This window comes from Desulfosporosinus nitroreducens, assembly GCF_023897015.1.
Classification (GTDB): Bacteria; Bacillota; Desulfitobacteriia; order Desulfitobacteriales; family Desulfitobacteriaceae; genus Desulfosporosinus; species Desulfosporosinus nitroreducens.
Window position 1 is genome coordinate 1 of the sequence record NZ_JAMHFY010000017.1, and the last position, 17,790, is coordinate 17,790.

Below are 17,790 nucleotides of genomic sequence, written 5' to 3' on the forward strand. Positions count from 1 at the left end.
AAAAGTTGTATGCTTTGTGGCAGAAACCTGTATGCTTTCATTGACGTAAATGTGTATGCTTTAGTTTACCATTCACAATCAGTTGATAGATTCAACATAGCAATTATTCGAAGTAAAAATATTATCGATAATTATATATATAAACGTTACAACATTCAACTGTGCCAATAAAGATTATTTTAGCGCATAGTTGAATGGAAGACTAAAGTGGACTTGATAAATGCCAAAGGAATTGTTAAGTAAACAGAATTTCCTTACTTCAAAATGTGAAACGGCAGGCTGAATAAATATACAACTAAAAACCTAGTGCAAATGATGGTGGCCAAACTCTAGTGGTTTTCTATAATGGAACTACCCTGCCAATATGTATTTTATCTTTCATAATCGTTCCGTATTTGGTGCCATCACTGCGCAGAATATTAAAATACTCTGTCTTATAACCGATCCCGTTCGTGGACTCCTGGCTTGACCAGTACCGTAGTCCCACAATCTTGCCATTAACTCTGACCCAATCAATCAACACGACTGTATGCCCCGTCTGGTTTTCTCTCGAAAAGTCGATAAAGTCACCGGGCCTTGCCTCTTCGAAATTAGTGAGTCTTTTACCCAGTTGATACTTTTCCAAAGCGATAACCAGATTATTCTCTGTTTTTGGCCCAGCGACATACCATTTAAGGATGAAATCATAGAACTGCTCATAGCTTAGATCTTTAATGGTGTCTCCAGCATACCCTTGTTGTTGATTCCATTCTTTCATGGCATTAAAAAAAACTTCAAAAGTTATACCCACGCAATGACTGGCTCGGGTTCCATTGGGATGAGCTTTTAATAGCAACTTTTCCTGATAATAGAGGTTCGATGTCACACCATTATAGTTAGCGTAGTCATTGTTTAACAAATACGGGTAGCTTCCCTTGTTATAAGTCTTGATTTGTGCCAAGACTAATTGGTTAAAAGGTAATGGACTCTCTTGCATAGTTGGTTTAGGCTGAACAATGACTGGTTTCGCTATCGGTTCAATCACCTCAGTCGTTTCCTGTTCTGTTCCTTCGTTGGTATCAATGGATGCCTCAACCGATGTAACCTCGTCACTTAACTCATTTTGATTCTTAACTAGGGCAGTTTCCTTTGATGTTGTTTCTGCCCCAAACATTCCAGTATAAACAACAATACCGCTTATCAATAAAGCGGTAACTATGATGAAAACTAGAGAAATTTTCTTGTTGTAACCTAGATGTTTAGCTGTCATATGTACTCCCTTGATTCATTATTAGATAGTTTGTTTACATAGTAGCACAATAAACCAAGGAGGAATAAGCGTAAAATATTCCATTCTACCCTGTTTTCCGTAATCGTCTTAGGAATTTGAATGGTTAAGAAGTCGCATAACGATATATGCGATCACACCGGAAACTAGAATAATAACAATATCGGCTGCGGAGAACGGAATTCCCTCTATAGGTTCAAAGAAAAAGCCGTTGCCATATTTGAAAAGCACCCCATCCATCAACACCAGCTCACCGATATACATGATGAGCGTTGTTACCGAGGCAGTCATAGCAGGTATAATCTTCGATAACAAGTTGCTTTTTCCATAAAATATCGAGCCACAATAAATACCGGCAGTAATGCCGAACACGATGAAGAATACAGACATTAGTATCGCTGATAAGGTTGAAATATTGATGGTTCCGTTTCTGTAAAAAGCGGTAAAACAAGCGAGTATACAAAGACCGATAAAAAGCACAACAGAAACAGCTTGAGCAATCAGCGGACGCTTTTTACAGAAGTCCTGCTCTCTGAGCATTTTTGAAAAACCATTTATCACATTCAGTACAGCAAGTATGATGACAATAGCAATAAGGTAAAAGTGAATTTTGAAAGCAGGATTGTTCGCTGCATAGATGGGTTCGCCGATGGAGCGGAGAACCTCCGGAGTAGTAATACACAAGCTTAATTGCCACGATTCAAGCGGCATTTCCACATATCCCTCAATCACTTTGATCTGTTCAAACCCGAATTCGGAAGCAAAGAATATTACAGTTCCTAAAAATGAAACGACAGGCAGAGTGTACCCTTCGAATAGCTTAAAGATTAGCGGCATGAGTGCGATAGACATAATTAACGCAATACAGATCGGTGTGTAGGGTATGATATATTTGGGATATTCAGTCACATCAATAGAACCATTTTGCAAATAGCTACTCAGCGTTACAAAACCCATGTATATCGGATAAACAGATGCTAAAATAACCGCAAGCAGCGACATTAAATAGAAGTTTTTATATTTCATAATGCAACCCTTTCATCGTATAGTTTTAACCATTCTTTTACCAAAGTCGATGTTTTAGCGTAGCCATTCCGATAGTTGCTTTGTCCCACGGGGATGTTTTTACTGTCTTCACAGATTGCTTTTAAGTACTCAAAACAGCACTTCCTAAACCGTCGCATTCGTGATGATGATTACGGCAATTACCATTACTAATGCAGCAAAGCAAAGTGACGATAAAACTCATCATCAGAAATATCATTTTCAATGAATGAGGCGAAAAAGGCCTTTTTTGAGCCGTTATAAAGCTTGTCGATAAGGCTTTTGGTTTCAGCCTTCCGTACATCTTCTTTTTTGACAAGTGAAGTGCAGATAAAGTTCGGTTCAGTCCGTTCAATGGCATTTTTTTCGATAAGTTTTTTGATAATCGTATAAGTTCTATTCTTATTCCATCCGATTGTTTCGGCAGCGATAAGGGTAATTTCCTTTGCCAATACAGGCTCCTTATCCCACACAATGTCCCTAATTTTAAGTTCACTGTCAAAAAATTTTATTGTTTCCAAAATTACACCCCCAGACTATTGGAGTAGTATAATTTATATACTACTCTAATAGTCTGGGGGTGTAAAGAGTATTTATCTGTCATAATAATCATAATATCGCAATCATAAGGTCTATATGCTCTCTATCTAGTACCACCAATGTTTCATAATCCATCATGACTATCTCCAGTGAGGTAGTTTTTCTGTGTATATAATACTGTGTGACGGAGCAACTATAAAACAAAGAATTACTATGCTAATTCTTATAGGGCTGGAACTCCGAGCACCTGGGTTGCCAGAGAGGGAGTGATCTCAAATTATAACAAAGCTTTCCATCGGAGATGGAAAGCTTTGTTATAATTTTCCTAATCAATTCCCTTTACTACGAACCTAAGTTTTAGTAAAATGAGAACATATGTTCCCGAGGAAGGTGGAGACAATGGGTAACAGAATTATCTTTCATATAGATGTGAATTCAGCTTATCTTTCCTGGGAGGCTGTTCACAGAATTCAACATGGAGAAACCCTCGACTTGAGGACTGTCCCATCTGTTGTAGGGGGGAATCCTGAAACACGTCATGGAATTGTTTTGACCAAATCGATTCCAGCAAAAAAATATAATATACAGACAGGTGAAACAATCTACACTGCCAAGGCGAAGTGTCCTGAGTTGATTATAGTACCACCTAATTATGGCTTATACATGCAATGCAGTCGTGCTTTTGGTGATATTCTTCGAGAATATTCGCCTCTGGTTGAACAGTATTCTATAGATGAGTATTTTTTAGATTTCACAAATATGGGAAGGATCTATTATGACCCCGTTGAAGCAGCTTATAAAATCAAAAAACGTATCAAAGAGGAACTTGGGTTTACCGTAAATATCGGGATCTCTTCCAATAAAATCTTAGCCAAGATGGCTAGTGAGCTTAAAAAACCAGATAAAGTACATACTATTTTCCCACATGAGATTGCGGATAAAATGTGGTGTCTTCCCATTGATGAACTGTTCATGGTTGGGAGAGCGACTGCGAAAAAGTTGCGGAGTAGATCCATTAATACTATTGGAGATTTAGCACAAGCAGATCTAAAGATGATTAAGCTTTTTTTAAAGAGCCATGGGGTCTTAGTATGGAACTATGCAAACGGAAACGATATATCGCCCGTTAGAGAAAATCGCAGAACAATGATAAAAGGAATCGGCAACTCAACGACAATTCCTTTTGATGTGGAAGAAGCGACAACTGCCCATTTAGTGTTGCTTTCTCTGACTGAAACTGTTGCAGCAAGATTACGTCAAGCAGAATACTGCACACGTTTAGTGTCAGTTTCCATAAAGACGAATGAATTCTATTCTTGCTCTCACCAACGAAAGATTGCCTCCGCCATAGATTGCACAAATGCTATTCACGAGGTAGCTTGCGAACTCTTTGACGAATTGTGGAAAGGAGAGCCGATTCGGCATCTTGGAGTACGTGTTTCTGAACTATCCAGAAATGATTTTATGCAACTTTCTCTTTTCGAGAGAGATTACGAAAAACAAAGGGCAGTTGATCGTACGGTCGATTCAATTCGAGAACGGTTTGGACCGGATGCAGTTTTTCGTTCATCGTTTCTGAATAGTGGAGTACGATTCCGGTCTGGAGGAACTGTTGATGATGAAGAATACCCCATGATGTCTTCAGTGTTATAGTGTATTGTAAGTTTAATTGGAAACACATGTTATTGAACAAGCCGGACAAAAAAAGGTTATACTTCTTGATGACGAAATGAGAATCGTAAAACCGGTTTAAACTTTGCAAATTTAAAAGGAGGTAGGCTGAAAGACCTTCCTCCTTTACTTTAGTGTTATTTAGCAGCCAAAGCTTTACTAGCCATCTTACGACATTCATCTGCGCACTTTCGGCACATGTCAGCACATTTTTGGCAGTGAGTATCCTTGAACATAGCGCATTCAGTGGCACAAGTATCACAGATTGTTGCGCAAAGATTACATAGTTGCTGAGCAAATTCGCTACTTCTAGACATATACTGTGATGCCATGGAACAGATATCTGCACAATCACGAAGTACCTGAATGCAGTGCGTTCTTGCTTGTACATCTGGTTCATTTAAGCAGGCAGTATAGCATTCTTGGCAAGCTTCCATACAGGCGTTGCAAGCGTCAATACAAGCTTGCATCTCTGCTGTCGCATTGGTAACAATAGGCATATGAACTTCCCTCCAATTCTAAATTTCCTTACTAGTATCTTGTTTACGGCAATTTTTATTCTTTAATTCACGAGGGAGGTAATTTAAGTGGTTTTATGCGAATTTTTCATATTATATGCAGCAAGAAAAATCCCAGGGGACAGTCAATGAGTAAAAGGAAATAGGCAAGACCAATTCCGCTAAACATCATTACCAGTGGGTTTGAATTGACAGCAGCCAAACGAAAGTGTAATTTTTTGATCAGCAGGAAAGAGTACCTAAAATGTCGAAACAATATGTTATGAGCTGAACGGGGTTTTCATCCGCACAGGATATCGGCAGATGGATGATATACCTAACATACGATTTGAGTGGAATACAAGCCCAACAGTTTAAAATTAACATTGAGATGTACAAGCGAATATGATAATCTTTCTAAGGATGAGAGCGAGTTGAAGCATTTATACCATTGTCAAAGCTAAAACCAACATTATTTAGAGTCTGTGGTAGCAAAAACGAAGATTATTGAGTCGGAGGCAGTGAAATTTGGGGCAAATGAAAGCGAAGGTCCAGATATAAAAGAAGGAAAGGTTGGAAGAGATGGATTTAACCATTGTACTATTTAGTTTTTTCGGAGGACTGGGACTTTTCCTTTTTGGTATTAAGTCAATGTCAGAAGGCTTACAAGCCGTAGCCGGAGATCGGTTAAGGGTTATCCTGGAAAAAGGGACTAAAACGCCTCTTCGTGGTGTTTTTACGGGCGCAATTGTCACTGCTTTGATCCAAAGCAGTAGCGGTACAACTGTCCTAGCAATCGGACTCGTTAATGCAGGATTGTTGACACTTAGACAATCCATCGGAATTATTATGGGTGCTAATATCGGAACGACGCTTACGGCTTACCTCATTGGTTTTAAACTTGAACACTATGCCTTACCGATCATTGCACTTGGGGTTTTCCTTCTGTTCTTCTTTAAAACAAAGCGAATAAACTATCTTGGACAAATACTTCTAGGATTTGGTCTTCTCTTTTATGGAATGGACATTATGGGCGATGGTTTAAATCCCCTGCGAAGTTCCCCCTTCTTTATTGGTTTGATGACCGATGTCGAAAATAATCCTCTGCTTGGGGTACTTGTCGGAACGATCTTCACTCTTGTTGTTCAGAGTAGTAGTGCAACCATTGGTGTCTTGCAGGAGCTTGCGAATCAAGGAGTTATTACTTACTCTCAAGCAGTACCCATTCTATTTGGAGATAATATTGGGACGACCATCACGGCAATCCTGGCTGGAATTGGAGCTTCGGTCATGGCCAGAAGAGCAGCCGCAACTCATTTAATCTTTAATTTAATCGGTACAGCCATCTTTTTACCGCTCTTCCTAGTGGGTATTTTCCCCAAACTTGTCATTTTATTAACCAACTATATATATATCCTGATTCCTGGGTTTGAAGGAACTTGGGATACACTGGGAATAAAACTTCAAATTGCTCAAACTCATGGTGTCTTCAATCTTTTAAATACGGTTATTCAATTGCCTTTTATCGGACTTCTAGCGATATTTGTTAATAAACTTGTTCCCGGCAAAGAGGAAGAAGAAGTAGTCATCATCAATGCAAATCCTAAATATTTAGAACCTCGTTTATTTGGTAACCCTTCTATGGCTCTAGCCAATGCTAGCCGTGAGGCCTTGCGGATGGGCAGGATGGCGGGTGAAGCATATGAGAATTCAAAAGACTACTTTTTTGAGCATAACCCACACAATAAACACTTAACAGGTCAATTTGAAGCTGGGATCGATAAGCTTGAAAACGAGATCACAGACTACGTTTTAAACATTACATCCGGTAAAATGCTCACATCTGAGCAATCGAACCAGAGTTATCGGATTCTCCAAGTGATTGGTGACATAGAACGAGTAGGGGACCACGCCACTAATCTTGTGGAACTTGCTGATTATGCTATCGAATCAAAAGTTAAATTCTCAGAAGAAGCCAATAGTGATCTTATGAATATGTTTGAGAAAGTCCAAGAGATTTTCAGGATGTCCTTAGAAGTATTAAAAACTGATGATATTGCTTTATCTGAAAAAGTACTCAAATATGATGATATTATTGACGATTTAGAAATCAGTTTGCGTAAGGGGCATATAGAACGTCTCAGTCAAGGGACTTGTAATGGAAGTTACGGTGCCACCTTCCTCAATATCATTAGTAATCTAGAACGTATTGGCGATCACTCTGTAAATATTGCAAAGTACACTCTTTTACACAGGAAAAACTAAAATATTTCACTACTAAAGGGTTGCTACCCCAAATTTAATTGAACCAAAAAGGGGACGTATCGAAACTGAACTGAGATATAAATCCCTGACCCACCACAAAAGGACCCTCCCATGGTAGAACAAGTCTACTTAGGGAGGGTGTTTTTTTGTGAAACAAAACATTGATACATAGGAAACATCATTCAATCGATTGATGTTTGGACCAACTCCTCTACATAATAAACTACAAATAGAGATAATATGTTGAAGTGAATGGCATTGAGATGTAGTCTTGGGTTCATTGAAAAATAAGAGTCATGGGCCAAGTTACCGCAAAAGGAGGTATTGGATAATGTTCAAGGGCGGGAAAATAGTTGCGGGGCTTATTATCGTTGTGGCTTTACTGAGCATACCTTTCTTCTATAATTTGGGAAATCCAACAAGGCGCCTTTAATAAATTTGGATACTCCAGCGATCAGGCAACTAGAGGTTAAGGAGTGTATCGAGTCAACGGAATTCATGAAAGCTAATCACATGAAACTTCTATACCAATGGAGAGATGAAGGTGTGCGTGAGGGCAAAACGGAGTATGTAAATAGTAAAGGGAAAGCATACAGTCTTAGTTTTCAAACTTGCTTGAACTGTCATTATAATTCGGGAGTAAAAACGTCTGATCAATTCTGTGTTTCGTGCCATAACTACGCTGCTGTAAAGCCGAATTGTTGGGATTGTCACTTGCTACCAGACCCTCATCCCGATTGAACTGTAGAAAAGGTGGACAGTGAACTCGTTCGACTAAAGCTTAACATCGAGACTTTGGTGACGTAAGTCTCCAGTGGAGATTATCGCCGAAAGCTCACGATCCGTAACGTATACAATTGCGCTGAGGATAGACTTATGCCGAAGGGGCATATCCACAGACGAATACATTCGCATCGTAGGATGGAGTTTAGTTATGGTGCCGAAAAATGGGGTCTTATTATCTAAGACCCTTATCATACGCTATGCCCTCAGCTTTAGGAGCCCTTGATTTTTTAGATGTAAATGCGAGAACAACCATAGTTGCCACATAAGGCAGCATTTTGTAATAGGTTTGATTGATGTTTAAAGCATCTAAGAAGGGGATCAAGGCAATTGAATAGGCCACAGTGCGAAGAAATGCGAAGAATAACGCTGCGAGTAGAATCTTAAAAGGCTTCCATTGTCCGAATATCATAACAGCAAGTGCCAGAAAGCCGAATCCTGCAACACCTGTATGACCGTTAGTGTTCCCATTCATAACACCCACTGCATAGAAGAATCCGCCAATACCTCCTAGGATCCCAGAAAGGCTCACACCAGCATAGCGCATGAAATAGACATTTATTCCAACCGAGTCGGCGGCATGAGGATGTTCGCCACAGGCGCGAAGGCGCAGACCAAACCTTGTTTTGTAAAATACGATTGCAGATATGACAAGCAACATAATGCCAATGTACACAGTAATATACGTATTTTGAAAAAATAACTTGCCTAGTACTGGTATCTCGCTTAGGGCAGGCACTTCTTTAATATAAAAGTTCTTGTTTGTGGTGATACCGTCACTGTTGAAGAACATTTTTGAAAACAATAGAATTGCTGCGGGAACTAACATATTCAGTGCCGTACCGGTAATGGTCTGGTCTGCCTTCATAGTAACAGCAGCAAGGGATAACAACAACGAATATAAAAATCCCCCAGTTCCTGCAACGAGCATACCCAGGAGCAATATTCCCTGTGCGTCCATGGAGGTACTCTGCACAAAGTAAACAAAAAGGCAGCCAAAAAATGCCCCGAACAGCATGATACCCTCCAGGGCAATATTGATGACTCCACTGCGTTCACTGAACATACCGCCTAAGGCCACTAAAAGCAGAGGGATAGCAACTGGAAGCGTATTCTGAATCAGATAATAAAAGGTATCCATAGTTTACGCCTCCTCCTTTGGGTCAGCAGGCAAAATTTCTTTCGATTGGTTTTTGCTGAAAAGCTTTTTGATAAGGTTGCCAACCATAGCATTCATAAGCATAGCAAAGGCTGAAAAATATATAATAACCGCAATCACAACATCTATGATCTCCTGTTTATAGCCGTAGAGACTTGCTAGTGTGCCACCGCGCTGAATGTGAGAGACAAAAAGTGCAGAAAAAATAATTCCGATAGGGCTGGAGTTGCCCAGGAGGGCTACGGCTATACCATTAAACCCGTTCGCAGCAATTACGCTTACCGGCTCATAGGTCATACTGCTTCCAGCAATGGTCGATGGTGCTAAAATAGCAAATGCTCCTCCAAGTCCTGCCATGGCACCTGCGATTACCATCGTTAGGATGATATTGCGTTTCCCGTGCATACCGGCGTAGGCGCTGGCATATTTGTTAAAGCCCGTTGCTTTTAGTTCATAACCAAAGGTAGTTTTATTTAGAACAACAAATAATATTAGTGCCGCAATAATAGCAATGAAAATAGAAATATTTACACTGGAATTAGTGATTCCAAGAGAGGGCATTTGTGCCGACGCAGGGAGATATGAAGTTCTGGTTTTCGAGGAAATATACATCGTTGCGTTTCCTTGAATAAGCATATCTACCAGATACATACCGATATAGTTGAACATTATTGAGGTAATAACTTCATTAACGTTTAGCAATGCCTTAAATATACCGGGGATTAACCCCCAAAGCATTCCACCGGACATACCGGCCAGAACACAGACTAACCAGTGAACACTGTCGGGTAACTTCCACATAAACCCTGCATACAAGGCAAAGAACATGCCCATTGTATACTGGCCCGAAGCTCCAATGTTAAATAAGCCCATTTTAAAGGCAAACCCTACTGCCAGACCTGTCATTAAGATAGGAGTTGCATAATAAAATACATCCCCAATGCGTTTGAAACCACCCATCAGGAGCATCTGGAAACCTAAAAATGAGTTGGCAGGGCTTGCGATAGTCATAATGATATATCCAAAAACAAGCCCCAGCAATACAGCAAGCAGCGCTGCAGTAAATGCCGAAAAGCCTTTACTTTTTCCTGCTTTTTTGATAATAACCTGCATTTTCATTCTCCTTTGCAGTGCTGCGTTTGGCACCTGACATGTACAGACCAAGTTCTTGAACAGTGGTTGTCTTGGCGTCCAGCTCACCAACTATTTCGCCTTCATACATTACAAGAATTCTATCGCTTAAATTCATAACCTCCTCCAGCTCGAGAGATATCAACAAGACCGCTTTTCCGGCATCACGTCTTGCGACGAGCTGTTTATGTATGTATTCGATAGCCCCAATATCAAGACCCCGGGTAGGTTGTACTGCAATTAGCAGTTCATGTTCTTTGTCAATTTCTCGAGCAAGAATTGCTTTTTGCTGGTTGCCCCCCGACATGCTTCGCATAGGAGTAATCGGCCCTTGCCCGCTGCGAACCTCATATTGCTTAATCAACTTTTCGGCATATGAGCGCACGGCATTGCTTTTAATAAATCCGAAATGCTGAAACTCAGGCCGCCAATAACGCTGCAGAACCAGATTTTCTTCCAATGAATAATCAAGTACGAGACCATATTTGTGGCGATCCTCCGGAATGTGGCTCATACCTGACATTGATCGAGTACGGATCGTCGCCTTTGTAATATCTCTGCCGCAAAGAGTGATAATTCCACTGCTTGTTTTTTCAAGCCCTGTAAGCGCCGAGACAAACTCAGTTTGTCCGTTTCCGTCGATACCGGCAAGACAAAGGATTTCACCTGCTCGTACATCGAAACTAACGTTTTTTACAGCGTTGTTGCTATGAATCTTGGAGGAAACTGTAATATTCTTTACAGATAGAACAACATCGCCGAGTTCCTTAGTTTTTTTATGCACCTTGAAGTTCACATTTCGTCCAACCATCATTTTTGAAAGTTCTTCCTTTGTGGTATCTTTTATTGCAACGTTACCAATTAATTTACCCTTGCGCAGTACAGTGCAACGATCGGCAACAGCCATAATCTCATTCAATTTATGAGTTATAAACAAAATTGATTTACCTTCTCTGGCAAATTCCCGCATTATTTCCATGAGCTCATCAATTTCCTGTGGGGTTAAAACTGCAGTTGGTTCATCAAAAATCAGAATATCATTTTCACGATACAGCATTTTTAAGATCTCAACACGTTGCTGCATTCCAACTGAAATCTGTTCAATTAAAGCATCGGGGTTTACTTCAAATCCGTACTGTTCACTAAGTTTTATAACCTTTTCCCGGGCTTCTTTCTTTTGCAAGAGGCCCATCTTATTTGGCTCAACCCCTAGAATGATATTTTCAAGAACGGTAAAAATATCTATAAGTTTAAAGTGCTGATGTACCATGCCAATGCCCAAATCGTTGGCGTCATTGGGATTGTTAATTTTAACGACCGTACCATTCTTCCTAATTTCCCCTTTTTCGGCCTGGTATAAGCCAAAGAGAACGCTCATAAGTGTCGATTTTCCTGCACCGTTTTCCCCTAACAAGGCATGGATTTCGCCCTTTCTTAAACATAAAGTAATATCATCATTGGCTGTAATGCCCGGAAATTCTTTAGTTATATTGAGCATTTCAATAATATAGTTTTCCATAATTAACCTCTTTTTGTTTTTAAAAGTTATATCATAAAAGGGAAAGGCATTTGCGTTTGCCTTTCCCTTTTAAAGGGCTTCTACTTACATAAGGCTCAGGCCAATATGTGGGCAGCAAAACTATAATTATTATTATCTTACCTCAACGGTAACCTTTGAAAGTTTGAGGCCGGAAACAAGCTCCTTAGCTGTTGCATAACCGTTAGTATCAGCAACCGTGATGGTACGGACGGGATCTATCGAACCCTTAGCTAGGGAGGCATATATAGCGTCATAGTCGTTTTTGGTGAATGATTTGAATCTGTCAAATGCATTGCCATCTTGTTGTCCAATTATCGTTGTTGGAAGACCTACACCGTTGTTGGTTGCATTGAAATAGGTAGATTTTCCTGCGAAGGTGCTCCAGCTGTTGGTTTTATAGATAGTTTCAAGAACTTGTTTAACAGAAGCTCCAAGACCTTTGGTCGCAGATGTAATAATAGTATCGCTGTCATATCTCTGGTCAACGTCAACGCCGATAACCTTTTTCCCTGCTTCAGCAGAGGCCGACATGACACTTTTACCTACTGAACCGCCGCAAGCAAAGATAACCTCTGTACCTTCCTGATACATGGTTTTTGCTGTTGCTTTATTGGTATCAGTTTCTGCAAAATCTCCAGTATAATGATAAGTAACAGAAACTGAACCTGAAGGAAGGTCTAATTTTACCGCGGCAGCCTCGGCGCCCTGCAAATATCCATAGCCAAATGCTTGAACAGCTGGAACTGCCATACCTCCCATAAAACCAAGCTTTTTCATGCCGTCCATAACAGCGGCATAGCCGGCCAGATAACCGGGCTCTTCTTCAGAGTATAGAATGCTGGCAACATTATCATTCGTTTTAAAGGTTGCGTAATCAGCAGTATGAGGTGTTCCATCTAAGAGGATAAACTTTACATCAGGGTACCTTGTCTGTGCTTCGTAAATCGGAACCTCAAACAGAAAACCCGGTGTTACAATAACCTTAGCGCCACCGGTTATAGCCAAATCAATAGCTGCAAGATAGCCTGCGTCAGACGCTTCCTCGGGCTTATAATACTTGTGAGTAATTTTGTTTTCCTCAGCAAAGGCAACTACGCCCTCCCAGGAGCCTTGGTTAAAGGACTTGTCATCGATGTTGCCTTTGTCAGTAATGAGTGCGATTTCGAAGCCTTTGCTTGTTGCACCACCTTCACTAGTTGTACCACCGCAGCCAGTAACCATCGTGATGCAAAACAGAAAAAGAACCATCAGTATTGCCGAAAACCTTTTCATTATACTCCTCCTCCTATAATCTGGATATGATAGTTACTACCAAATGTATTTTACAACCCTTATATAAATTACAACTATTTTCCTATTGTTTATATAAAGTCTGGCTTTGCGAACTATAGGAGAAGGTGGGGTGATTAGCTTGACTAATTTTATTTCCAAACGGATTGTCTTGATACTTATCGTACTGATAGCCGCCGCAATTGCGGGAATGCTGTACTCCCATTCTAGTATGTTTCCGTGGATATAAACTATTTGACTAAGTCATATAATAATGGTTGACTAAGTCAGATAAGTGTGCTATTTTTAGTGAAATAACTATTGAGGGGCAACCATATGAATTCAACATATACACCATTGATTCATACCATTCGAAGATTTAACCGATTTTACACTAATATCCTTGGACTTTTGGATCATCATATGCTTGACAGTGATTTTTCCCTGTCAGAAGCTCGTGTATTGTACGAAATTGGGCATATGGAGAATTGTACTTCTAAAAAATTAATTGAGGAACTAAGAATCGACTCAGGCTATCTAAGCAGGATTATAAAACGCTTTGATAAGCACAATTTGACTTATAGAGTACAGTCCACTGAGGATGGCCGGTTGTATTATCTTTATCTTACTGATAATGGAAAAGAGACGCTTTCAAAGCTGGATAATCAATCCGATCAACATATCTATCAGATGATTGTACAATTACAGGAGCAAAACCAAAAAAGGCTTATTGAAGGTATGCAAGCGATTGAAAGTGCGCTGTCAAGAGATTCTGTTTCTAGAAACGAAAAGATAAACTTGCGTTACGAGTTGATGCCTGGAGATGTAGGTCAGCTAATTCATCTGCATGGTTGGATATATGCCCAAGAATGTGGGTATAACCATGTTTTTGAAGGCTATGTTTGTAAGACCTTATCTAACTTCTTTGAAAACTATAGTCCGCAGAAGGATAGGTTTTGGTTTGCCGAAGTTGATGGAGAGATGATAGGAGCTATTGCAATCGTCGGACATTCGGGAGAAAAAGCTCAGCTTAGGTGGTTTATACTTCATCCGAAATATCGAGGAATAGGTCTTGGCAAAAAGCTGTTGAATGAAGCCATGCAATACTGTAGAGAGAAGGGGTATAAAAATTTATTTTTGGTAACCACGGAAGACCAAAAAACAGCTATAAAAATGTACTTGAAAGCTGGATTCAGAAAAGTGGCCGCGGATGAAAATCATGCATGGGGCAAGGATTTGATTGAGCAGACCTTTGAGTTAAATTTACCATAATTATGCCTAAATAAGTCAGCACTTTAGCCTTAGCCCTCAACCCATTGAACATCTGATGTGGGGTCCCTTGTCAAGTCTAACCCAGAGGCTTAATTCACCTCGGATTATTCATTATTTCCCCTGTCTGCTTGACAGGGGTCAGTTCACTCATCATCGGCTGTTCTTAATATTAGTTTATAAAATTCTCTAAAGTTAATCCTAACCTAACTTATTAAGCCCTTATCTCGATACTGAGCCAAATACCGACGCAGTGTAAGCTCTGACAAACCTGATTGCTCACAAAGGGCAACTTTAAGCTGATTTGAAACCTTAAACCAAGAAGAAAATCCAGCGTTTTTTGCAGAAGGCCTATTCAGCAATGGAGAACGCTTCTATGTGATACTCCAAGACAGAAGAAAAATGTGAACCTACTAAACCCCGTAACTGAATGTTTATGGGGTTTTTGTTATTTAATTTTCGTTGCTTCCAATATCATGATGATTTTCTGTGTAATTGTAAATAAGCTATGAAATCTATGAATACTTAGTAAAGCTTTTCAATATAAATGATTATATGCTAATTACTTTTAAAATCGAATAATTAGAGATTCGAAGCTTAGAGAGGGTTTGAGGACGTGATAGAAGGTAAGGAAAACTGGGTAAAGTTAGAGAGGAATCTCCGCCAGATAGAATTATTTTTGGATCAGAAAACGCGGAAGTATCTGATTTTAAAAGGCATTTCGAATGCCCGCTTTATTTTGCTTGTCGAGGTATACTTTAACCCTGGCCTTTCATTAACTGAACTTTATGAAAAAATGTGTGTAACTCTCAGTACCGTAAGTAATCTTACTGATCAACTGGTTATTAGCGGGCTGTTGAGCAGGGAAAGACGTTCAGATGACCGCAGGGTTATCGAACTAAATCTTACCCAGGAAGGACATAATTTGCTCGAAGATATTCTTAAGTACAGATACAGCCTTATTAAAAATATCCTGGAAGTAATGCCAAACGGGAGCGTAAGCAGCTTTGTCAAGATTATCGAAGAATTCGTTTCTCACGTCTAAAACGGAAAAAGCGGGAAAACATTTCTGTTCATAGGAAGGGGGCGGAGAATAATGAATTATAGGGAGAAAAGTAATATCTCTCAAAAATCCGGAACAAAGGAGAAAGGGTATTATATTTACTGTATTCTGCAGGGCAGCACAGCTGTGATAGAAGACCATAAGGGAATCGATGGTATTGGCAATCTTTTTTTAAAAAATTATCGCAACCTTACTGCTGTTGTCAGCGAAGTGGAACTTGATACTTTTAAAGCACAAATAGCAGCTGTAGGCGAAGAAATTGATAGGGAGTGGATTGAGGAAAAAGCGCAAACTCATGAAAAAATAGTTGAGAGATTGATGAAAGAGAATGCTCTTCTACCAGCAAGGTTCTGTTCAATTGTGAGAAAAAAAGAAGACATCATAGCTTATATGGCTGACAATTACCATGAGTATGAGAGAGCGCTCGAAAGATTGAAAGGACGAGAGGAGTGGGGAGTTAAGGCATACTTGAGTTTTGAAAAGTTTAAACAGTTCATTATCGATAATACTCCAGAAATCAGGGAAAGAAGAGAAATGCTTGCCTTTATGTCAATCAAGGCTTCCTTTCTCATTCAACGCAAAATAGACAACCTGATTAAGGAACGAATGGACAAACGTCTTGAGGGGATTATTCCACACATTGTAGAGATCCTGCGAGATGCGAGCGAGCAGGAGTCAATTGCGGCTGTGGAAATTATCAATCAAGAGCAGGTAGATAATTCGCTGTTTTTTAAGGCTTCTTACCTTGTTGAAAAAAACTTATTTCCTGCTTTCAACCATAAGCTGCACCAATTATCCGCTGAACTTGAACCAGAGGGGATTACTTTGGTTGTTAGCGGGCCATGGCCTCCGTATTCTTTTGTTGAAGATAAGAAGAATTCAGATCTTGAGCGATCTTTGGTACGAATGCTCTTTCCTATAAGATGGACCGGAAAGAATTAAAACCAGTTAAAGAAAAGAGGACGTTAAGATGATGGAAGCAGTTCGGGACAAAAATGACAGGTCGTCTCTTGTAGATGTGATAGACAGGCTTTTGGATAAAGGATTGGTAATTAATGCAGATATTACTGTATCTGTAGCCGGAGTGGAGCTGTTGGGTGTAAAGGTTAGGGCCGCCCTGGCCTCTTTTGCAACTGCAGCAAAGTATGGCCTTGAATTTCCCTCTGGTACCGATTACCAGACTGAAGCGTGGAGGGTGGCACAAGCCGGTGTGGAGACATGCCCTCAGTGCGGCAAGGAAGTAAGTAAAGAAGAGTTACTCACTGAGTGTTGTCCTTGGTGCGGCTGGATCAGCGCCAAAGCTGAGCTGAAATTAAAAGAAAGAGAGATAGAAGAGATGCAGAGAATATCTGCGTCCATACCGCCTATGCTTCAAAGATAATGCTTTAAAAGTATTAACGGTAGAACTTGGCGTGGAGGAGAGGCAGGATGGAGCAGAGGAGAAAGAGACCTATTAAAAAAGAAGAGTTCAGATTATTCATGGAGGCCCTGGACGAGAAGAGCAGGAGAATATTCTGGCATTTCCGATGTCATGGACACGTTAGGCTTGCCGAACTGACTGAACTTATTAATGCTTCTAACAACATGGAGGTCTTATACAGACTGAGAGAGGTAATAAATCCCCTAGCCGTAAGCATTTTGGGTAGGCCTTTGGTGGATTTTTGTGAATCCAGGCTTGACCGCGTTACCGGAAAAAAGGTGCTTTTTCATTGGTGGTTGCTGGATTTTACAGAAGCTAACCAACTTCAGACAGAACTCGGAGGGAAACCTGCCCTGGATCTCTTTGATGAACATGACCATATTGTCATAATCTCTGAGGTATCTCCCTCATTGACAGTAAGCGATCGAGTGAAAGTGGAGCAGAGGCCGGGTATCTTAAGTATCAGGCTAGATAAACTCCGATAAAATCCAGGGAGGAGGGGGAGTGGCCATGGCAATTGATATTAATGAGGACAATTTGAAACACGGCTTACTGGGCTTGATTATGGCTCTGGTAGAGATTATTAGAGATTCTCTGAAACACCAAGCTCGCGAAAGAATGAAAAGTGGGATTTTAGCGGATAAGGAGATGGAGAGATTAGGGAGGGCCTTAATGGAACTCGATATAGCCATTGAAGAAATAAAAGAGGAACAGGGAATTACCGAATCGGTAAAGGGTGTAAGAGATGGATTGGATGAAATTGTAGATAGTGTTGTAGACCGGCTTCTAAATCCTGAGAGATGGGCGGAAGAAGCGGATCAGTGAACGCGTTTACGCTAAAGCTGAACATCGAGACTTTGGTGGGGGAGTCT

16 protein-coding genes and 1 pseudogene are annotated in these 17,790 nt (G+C 40.3%); 9 read left to right on the top strand and 8 right to left on the bottom strand.

Going from position 1 to position 17,790, the window contains the following annotated elements; all coding sequences use genetic code 11:
* Positions 1-340: 340 nt before the first annotated feature.
* From M8E35_RS17140 to M8E35_RS17150, 3 genes are all read right to left on the bottom strand, one after another.
* Positions 341-1,249: a hypothetical protein gene (locus tag M8E35_RS17140; protein ID WP_252470538.1), complete on the bottom strand. Its 909-nt coding sequence runs from the start codon at positions 1,247-1,249 to the stop codon at positions 341-343.
* A gap of 108 nt (positions 1,250-1,357) precedes the next feature.
* Positions 1,358-2,293: a hypothetical protein gene (locus tag M8E35_RS17145; protein WP_252470540.1), complete on the bottom strand. Its 936-nt coding sequence runs from the start codon at positions 2,291-2,293 to the stop codon at positions 1,358-1,360.
* Between the two features lie 188 nt (positions 2,294-2,481).
* Positions 2,482-2,832 carry a BlaI/MecI/CopY family transcriptional regulator gene (locus M8E35_RS17150; protein ID WP_252470542.1) on the bottom strand — a complete coding sequence of 117 codons (351 nt, stop codon included), beginning with the start codon at positions 2,830-2,832 and terminating at the stop codon, positions 2,482-2,484.
* Between the two features lie 418 nt (positions 2,833-3,250).
* Between M8E35_RS17150 and M8E35_RS17155 the strand changes: the two genes are divergently transcribed.
* On the top strand, positions 3,251-4,504 hold the full coding sequence (locus M8E35_RS17155; RefSeq protein WP_252470544.1) for a DNA polymerase Y family protein: 1,254 nt from the start codon (positions 3,251-3,253) through the stop codon (positions 4,502-4,504).
* 155 nt (positions 4,505-4,659) lie between these two features.
* Here the strand turns inward: M8E35_RS17155 and M8E35_RS17160 are convergent, their stop codons facing one another.
* Positions 4,660-5,022 (bottom strand): four-helix bundle copper-binding protein, encoded by a 363-nt coding sequence (locus tag M8E35_RS17160; protein ID WP_252470546.1) that lies wholly within the window; start codon positions 5,020-5,022, stop codon positions 4,660-4,662.
* A 579-nt stretch (positions 5,023-5,601) separates the two neighbouring features.
* Between M8E35_RS17160 and M8E35_RS17165 the strand changes: the two genes are divergently transcribed.
* Both M8E35_RS17165 and dsrJ read left to right on the top strand, forming a co-directional pair.
* Positions 5,602-7,284, top strand: a complete 1,683-nt coding sequence (locus M8E35_RS17165; RefSeq protein WP_252470548.1) for a Na/Pi cotransporter family protein — start codon at positions 5,602-5,604, stop codon at positions 7,282-7,284.
* Between the two features lie 331 nt (positions 7,285-7,615).
* A pseudogene (gene dsrJ / locus M8E35_RS17170) lies at positions 7,616-8,025 on the top strand (sulfate reduction electron transfer complex DsrMKJOP subunit DsrJ).
* Positions 8,026-8,242: 217 nt separating this feature from the next.
* On the opposite strand, the gene M8E35_RS17175 reads toward dsrJ, so the two are convergent.
* From M8E35_RS17175 to M8E35_RS17190, 4 genes are all read right to left on the bottom strand, one after another.
* Positions 8,243-9,208, bottom strand: coding sequence for an ABC transporter permease (locus tag M8E35_RS17175; RefSeq protein WP_252470550.1), 966 nt, complete (start codon positions 9,206-9,208; stop codon positions 8,243-8,245).
* Between the two features lie 3 nt (positions 9,209-9,211).
* On the bottom strand, positions 9,212-10,339 hold the full coding sequence (locus M8E35_RS17180) for an ABC transporter permease (protein WP_252470552.1): 1,128 nt from the start codon (positions 10,337-10,339) through the stop codon (positions 9,212-9,214).
* Complete coding sequence (locus tag M8E35_RS17185; protein WP_252470554.1) at positions 10,305-11,876, bottom strand: ABC transporter ATP-binding protein; 1,572 nt, start codon at positions 11,874-11,876, stop codon at positions 10,305-10,307. The genes M8E35_RS17180 and M8E35_RS17185 overlap by 35 nt, the downstream gene beginning before the upstream one ends.
* Positions 11,877-12,008: 132 nt before the next feature.
* Positions 12,009-13,169, bottom strand: a complete 1,161-nt coding sequence (locus tag M8E35_RS17190; RefSeq protein WP_252470556.1) for a BMP family lipoprotein — start codon at positions 13,167-13,169, stop codon at positions 12,009-12,011.
* 333 nt (positions 13,170-13,502) lie between these two features.
* Between M8E35_RS17190 and M8E35_RS17195 the strand changes: the two genes are divergently transcribed.
* The 6 genes from M8E35_RS17195 to gvpK all read left to right on the top strand — a co-directional run bounded on the left by M8E35_RS17195 (position 13,503) and on the right by gvpK (position 17,743).
* Positions 13,503-14,438, top strand: coding sequence for a bifunctional helix-turn-helix transcriptional regulator/GNAT family N-acetyltransferase (locus M8E35_RS17195; protein ID WP_252470558.1), 936 nt, complete (start codon positions 13,503-13,505; stop codon positions 14,436-14,438).
* Positions 14,439-15,051: 613 nt separating this feature from the next.
* The gene (locus M8E35_RS17200; RefSeq protein WP_252470560.1) at positions 15,052-15,480 is read left to right on the top strand and encodes a MarR family winged helix-turn-helix transcriptional regulator; all 429 of its coding nucleotides are present in this window, start codon (positions 15,052-15,054) and stop codon (positions 15,478-15,480) included.
* Between the two features lie 51 nt (positions 15,481-15,531).
* Positions 15,532-16,440, top strand: coding sequence for a GvpL/GvpF family gas vesicle protein (locus M8E35_RS17205; protein WP_252470562.1), 909 nt, complete (start codon positions 15,532-15,534; stop codon positions 16,438-16,440).
* A 28-nt stretch (positions 16,441-16,468) separates the two neighbouring features.
* Positions 16,469-16,879, top strand: a complete 411-nt coding sequence (locus M8E35_RS17210) for a gas vesicle protein (protein WP_289710892.1) — start codon at positions 16,469-16,471, stop codon at positions 16,877-16,879.
* A gap of 47 nt (positions 16,880-16,926) precedes the next feature.
* The gene (locus tag M8E35_RS17215) at positions 16,927-17,403 is read left to right on the top strand and encodes a hypothetical protein (protein WP_252470564.1); all 477 of its coding nucleotides are present in this window, start codon (positions 16,927-16,929) and stop codon (positions 17,401-17,403) included.
* Positions 17,404-17,428: 25 nt separating this feature from the next.
* A complete protein-coding gene (gene gvpK / locus M8E35_RS17220) occupies positions 17,429-17,743 on the top strand; it encodes a gas vesicle protein GvpK (RefSeq protein ID WP_252470565.1) in 315 nt (104 codons plus the stop codon).
* The last annotated feature ends 47 nt before the right edge of the window (positions 17,744-17,790 follow it).

Bases quoted from the DNA above. Each gene is read 5' to 3' on its own strand.
- M8E35_RS17140 (WP_252470538.1), bottom strand. From the start codon at position 1,249: ATGACAGCTAAACATCTAGGTTACAACAAGAAAATTTCTCTAGTTTTC.
- M8E35_RS17165 (WP_252470548.1), top strand. From the start codon at position 5,602: ATGGATTTAACCATTGTACTATTTAGTTTTTTCGGAGGACTGGGACTT.
- M8E35_RS17155 (WP_252470544.1), top strand. From the start codon at position 3,251: ATGGGTAACAGAATTATCTTTCATATAGATGTGAATTCAGCTTATCTT.
- M8E35_RS17190 (WP_252470556.1), bottom strand. From the start codon at position 13,169: ATGAAAAGGTTTTCGGCAATACTGATGGTTCTTTTTCTGTTTTGCATC.
- M8E35_RS17205 (WP_252470562.1), top strand. From the start codon at position 15,532: ATGAATTATAGGGAGAAAAGTAATATCTCTCAAAAATCCGGAACAAAG.
- M8E35_RS17160 (WP_252470546.1), bottom strand. From the start codon at position 5,022: ATGCCTATTGTTACCAATGCGACAGCAGAGATGCAAGCTTGTATTGAC.
- gvpK (WP_252470565.1), top strand. From the start codon at position 17,429: ATGGCAATTGATATTAATGAGGACAATTTGAAACACGGCTTACTGGGC.
- M8E35_RS17180 (WP_252470552.1), bottom strand. From the start codon at position 10,339: ATGCAGGTTATTATCAAAAAAGCAGGAAAAAGTAAAGGCTTTTCGGCA.
- M8E35_RS17145 (WP_252470540.1), bottom strand. From the start codon at position 2,293: ATGAAATATAAAAACTTCTATTTAATGTCGCTGCTTGCGGTTATTTTA.
- M8E35_RS17215 (WP_252470564.1), top strand. From the start codon at position 16,927: ATGGAGCAGAGGAGAAAGAGACCTATTAAAAAAGAAGAGTTCAGATTA.
- M8E35_RS17185 (WP_252470554.1), bottom strand. From the start codon at position 11,876: ATGGAAAACTATATTATTGAAATGCTCAATATAACTAAAGAATTTCCG.
- M8E35_RS17175 (WP_252470550.1), bottom strand. From the start codon at position 9,208: ATGGATACCTTTTATTATCTGATTCAGAATACGCTTCCAGTTGCTATC.
- M8E35_RS17195 (WP_252470558.1), top strand. From the start codon at position 13,503: ATGAATTCAACATATACACCATTGATTCATACCATTCGAAGATTTAAC.
- M8E35_RS17210 (WP_289710892.1), top strand. From the start codon at position 16,469: ATGATGGAAGCAGTTCGGGACAAAAATGACAGGTCGTCTCTTGTAGAT.